This window comes from Dietzia sp. UBA5065 (assembly GCA_002415925.1).
Classification (GTDB): Bacteria; Actinomycetota; Actinomycetes; order Mycobacteriales; family Mycobacteriaceae; genus Dietzia.
This window is the reverse complement of sequence record DIAZ01000169.1, coordinates 31,610-35,548: the sequence shown is the minus strand read 5'-3', so window position 1 is coordinate 35,548 and position 3,939 is coordinate 31,610. Positions and strand designations below refer to the sequence as shown.

8 protein-coding genes are annotated in these 3,939 nt (G+C 71.9%); 3 read left to right on the top strand and 5 right to left on the bottom strand.

All coding sequences use genetic code 11. The features are described from left to right. A partial coding sequence (locus tag B4M60_RS13825; RefSeq protein WP_291085217.1) for a bile acid:sodium symporter occupies window positions 1–530 on the bottom strand: 530 nt, incomplete at its 3' end. A 51-nt stretch (window positions 531–581) separates the two neighbouring features. On the opposite strand from B4M60_RS13825, the gene B4M60_RS13820 reads away from it, so the two are divergent. Together B4M60_RS13820 and B4M60_RS13815 are read left to right on the top strand one after the other, a co-directional pair. Then, entirely contained in the window at window positions 582–965 is a 384-nt protein-coding gene (locus tag B4M60_RS13820; protein ID WP_291085214.1) for a YidH family protein, read from the top strand. After that, complete coding sequence (locus B4M60_RS13815) at window positions 962–1,330, top strand: DUF202 domain-containing protein (RefSeq protein ID WP_291085211.1); 369 nt, start codon at window positions 962–964, stop codon at window positions 1,328–1,330. Before B4M60_RS13820 ends, B4M60_RS13815 begins: the two co-directional genes overlap by 4 nt. On the opposite strand, the gene B4M60_RS13810 is transcribed toward B4M60_RS13815, so the two are convergent. The 4 genes from B4M60_RS13810 to B4M60_RS13795 all read right to left on the bottom strand — a co-directional run bounded on the left by B4M60_RS13810 (window position 1,299) and on the right by B4M60_RS13795 (window position 3,540). Beyond that, complete coding sequence (locus B4M60_RS13810) at window positions 1,299–1,784, bottom strand: SRPBCC family protein (RefSeq protein ID WP_291085208.1); 486 nt, start codon at window positions 1,782–1,784, stop codon at window positions 1,299–1,301. The genes B4M60_RS13815 and B4M60_RS13810 overlap by 32 nt on opposite strands. A 4-nt stretch (window positions 1,785–1,788) precedes the next feature. After that, complete coding sequence (locus B4M60_RS13805; RefSeq protein ID WP_291085205.1) at window positions 1,789–2,367, bottom strand: hemerythrin domain-containing protein; 579 nt, start codon at window positions 2,365–2,367, stop codon at window positions 1,789–1,791. 88 nt (window positions 2,368–2,455) lie between these two features. After that, window positions 2,456–3,028, bottom strand: coding sequence for an SdpI family protein (locus tag B4M60_RS13800; protein WP_291085202.1), 573 nt, complete (start codon window positions 3,026–3,028; stop codon window positions 2,456–2,458). Continuing rightward, window positions 3,025–3,540 carry a MarR family winged helix-turn-helix transcriptional regulator gene (locus B4M60_RS13795; RefSeq protein WP_291085199.1) on the bottom strand — a complete coding sequence of 172 codons (516 nt, stop codon included), beginning with the start codon at window positions 3,538–3,540 and terminating at the stop codon, window positions 3,025–3,027. The genes B4M60_RS13800 and B4M60_RS13795 overlap by 4 nt, the downstream gene beginning before the upstream one ends. Before the next feature lie 82 nt (window positions 3,541–3,622). Between B4M60_RS13795 and B4M60_RS13790 the strand changes: the two genes are divergently transcribed. Continuing rightward, on the top strand, window positions 3,623–3,939 hold a 317-nt coding region (locus tag B4M60_RS13790; RefSeq protein ID WP_291085196.1), incomplete at its 3' end, for a DoxX family membrane protein.

The window sequence follows — 3,939 nt, the reverse complement described above, 5'->3', positions numbered from 1 at the left end:
GGCAGCAGCAGCTGCAGCGCGATCTTCCCCACGGAGCCCCCGCTGACGGTGACCGACCCGTCGGGGGTCATCAGGAGGAAGACCAGCAGCGGGGTGGCGAACACCCCCAGGAGGTTGGACACGGACGCCGAGACCACGGCCGCGCTGACGTGGCCGCGGGCGATCGCGACAAACGTGATGGACGACTGGACTGTCGACGGCACCAGGGTGAGGAACAGGAAACCGGTGGCCAACCCCGCGCCGAGCACCGGGGTGAGCGCCCACCTGCCCACCAGGCCCAGCAGCGGGAACAGGACGAACGTCGCGGCCAACACCACCGAGTGCAGCCGCCAGTGCGTCAGGCCGGCCACCAGCTCACGGGGTTCCAGGCGCGCACCGTAGAGGAAGAACAGCACGGCGATGCCGATCGTCGTCACCCACTCCAGCGCGTCCGCCGCACCACCGGTGGCCGGCAGGAACGCGGCCACCACCACCGCGGCCAGGATCGCCAGGATGAACGGCTCGATCCGGAGGCGGCGTAGGAGGTTCATCGGACCATTGCACCACCCCGGCCGCGGAGCGTGACCGATAGGCTCGGGCCCATGACGGAGCAAGTGGGGCGGGGCTGGCGGCCCAGGGCGCTGCGGGACGGCGAGGAACCGGACCCGCGGTTCACGCTCGCCAACGAACGGACCTTCCTCGCGTGGATCCGCACGAGCCTCGGGCTGATGGCGGGTGCGGTGGCGATGGAGGCCTTCGCCGGCGACCAGATCCCGGAGGCCGTCCGCACCCCGCTGGCCTGCACACTCCTGGTGTTGGCGGCGCTGCTGTCGATCGTGTCGTTCCGCAGGTGGATCCGCATCGAGGCCGCCATGCGCCACACGCGGCCGCTGCCGGTGCCGCAGGCGTCGATCCTGCTGGTGCTGGGCATCGCGATCGGCGCGGTGCTCCTGGTGGTCGCGATCCTCGCCGGTACCATCTCGTGACCACCCCCCGGCGGCGCATCGGCGTGCGGCCGGAGGCGATCCCGCCCGACGAGGGCCTCGCGGCGGAACGGACGAGCCTGTCGTGGGCCCGGACCTGGGCCGTGGTCGCGGTGAACATCATCCTGGTGGCCAAGCTCGTGGCGGAGACGTCCACGATGGCCGCGGCGGTCTTCTCGCTGCTGCTGGTGGTGCCGCTGCTGGCCCTGCTCAGGGTGCAACGTCGGCACGAGCAGCGGGTGGGGCGCTTCGTCCGCGCCGGCGAGGTCGAGCAGACGCAGGCGGTCTACAACGTCGGCGTGGTGGCGATGGTGCTGGTGATGGCCGGGTGCGGGCTCATCGCCGTGCTGATCCGGTTTCTGACCTAGCGGCCCGGCCGAGGGCCTCGAGGCTCTCCTCGAGCTGCCGGTCGATCATCGAATCCATCCCGACCCGGAGGGCGAGCAGGCGCGTGAGGAGCCCCCGCCGCCCGCTCATCGTCCACGTGACGTCGGTGGTGTCGGGCCCGAGCGGGCGGAGGGTGAACACCATCGTGGATCGCGCCCTGACGGGATCGACGAGCCGTAGGTGGATCACGACCTGCCGGCCGGCGGCGGCGTCGACGATCTCCATCGCCCCGGCGCCGGCCCTGCCCGCCCCCGACCAGGCGTAACGCGCACCCACCCCGCGCTGCCTGCCGGAGTACTCGCGGTGCATGGTCGGGTTGATCCGGTCCCACGGGGACCAGGCGGTCCAGGCGCGGAAGTCCTCGATCTGCGCGAACACCGCGGGCGCGGGGGCGCGCAGCACCGCCGACCGCGTGATCGAGAACTCCGCGGCCATGGGGTCAGGTGTTCCTGAACCGGCCGCTGAGGGCGTCACGGAGACGGTCGACCATGCCGATGCCGGGGCCGAGGGTCATGTGGAACAGCTCAGAGTGCGGCGCGCCGGGATGCGGCCGGGTGGGGGCGATCATCTTGGCCGCCTCGACCTTGCGGCCCATGTCCACCAGGGCCTCGGCGGTGAGGTGCTCGCGCATCTTGGGGAACTGGTCGGACTCCTCGTCGTGGGCGTGGTGCTCGAGCAGTTCCTTGAGCCGCTTCGCCACGGCCAGGAACTCGGCGCTCCCGGAGTCGACGCCCTCGAGCCTCTTCATCACCACCTCGATCTCCTGGTGCTCCTCCTTGTCGTGATCCACCTCCTCGGTGCCGCCGGGGATGCTGCGCTCGTACTCGGGGTAGACGAACAGCTCCTCGGCCACGGAGTGGCGCATGACCTCGGCGATGACGGAATCCGCCAGCGCCCGACGCTCCTCGGGGTCCGCGGTCTCCTCGATCACCTCGATGAGCCCGACCATCTCGCGATGGTCGGCGGTGAGAATGTCGATCACGTCGGTTCCGGCGTCTGCGCCTCGGTTCGGTGCCATGTCGTACTCCTTCACGGTGCGGTGTCGGTGGACCTCAGACCGTAGGGGGGAGCCGTGGGGCGGGCCACCGGTCGGCCGCCGCCGCTCCTCACGTGGCGGAGTTCTCCGGCTCGCACATCCCCTGGAGCGCGCACGAGCCGCAGCCGCCGGTCACGCCGCAGTCGGCGGCCGGGTCGGCGTGGCCGCCGGGGGAGCAGGACGCGGCCGCGCTCGAGTCGGACCCGGTGGCGTCGGACCCGGAGGTGTCCGACCCGGCCGGGTGGCCGCCGCAGCCGCCGTCGGACCCGCAGCCGCAGCCGCCCTGCTCCTCCTGGGAGTCCTCCCAGACCGCCGCGGCGCGGGACCCCGCGAGGCCGGCGACGTTGAGGAGGACCAGGCCGCCGAGAAGGGCGACGACGACGACGAGGCCGCCGACCCAGCCGCCGATCAGACCCACTCCCAGCGCACCGAGCAGGAGCATCAGACCGGAGCCGAGGAACGCGGGTCCGGCGGCCCGGTTGGCCAGGTCCCACGCCTCGGGGGAGCGGCGGGTCTCCGGGGTCCGGACGCCCAGGACGCCGTTGCCGGGTAACCGCCCGAGCAGGCCGAGCAGGCCGGTGCCCCCGACCACGAGGGCGAGCCCCACCAGGAGCACGACGACCACCACGAGCACTGCGTTCACGCCCCTGAGGGTACGCCCGCGGCGGAGTATTGCCGAGTCGGCTCCCGACCCTCCGAGCCCTCGACGAGCGCGAGGAGGCGGGCGAGTTCGCTCGCGTCGTCCCGGCTCAGCTTGTCGAGGAACACCCGGCGGACCGTGGCGACGTGATGGGGCGCCGCCCGCTCGATCTCGGTCATCCCCCCCGCGGTCACGGAGACGAAGGCGCCGCGGCCGTCGGTGGGGCAGCTGGTCCGCTCGACCAGTCCGCGCTTGACCATCCGGGTGACCTGATGGGACAGCCGGCTGCGTTCCCACTGGAGGACGTCGGCCAGGGCGGTCATCCGGAGTGGTCCGCCGGCCTCGCTGAGGTACACCAGGACCTCGAACTCGGGCTCCGTGAGGCTCGAGTTGGCCTTGAGGTCCCGCTGGATCTCCAGGTGGAGGCGTCCCTGGATGGCGAGGTAGTCGCGCCACAGCGCCTTCTCCTGGTCGGACAACCATCTGACGTGCTCGCTCGGAACGTGGTCTGCCATGTCCACAGCGTAGCCGTTAGTTGACACGACATCTAGCGCGAGGGTAGAAGTGTGTGACACATCATCCATTGGAAGGACCCGCATGACCACCACCGCCCCCCGCCCCGTCTCCGCCACGACCGAGACCCTGCTGCTCCCCGTCCCCGGGCTCGTCCGCGACCTCGGTCTGCTCATCGCCCGGGCCCTCCTGGGCGTCGTGCTGGTCGCCCACGGCTGGGAGAAGCTCGTCACCAACGGCGCCGGAGCCACCGGGGAGTTCTTCGACTCCGTCGGCGTCCCGGCGGCCCGGGCCGCGGCGGTGTTCGCGGGAGGCGTCGAGTTGGTCGGAGGGCTCCTGCTGATCCTGGGTCTGCTCACGCCGATCGTCGCGGCCCTCGTCGTCGTCGTCATGGTCGGCGC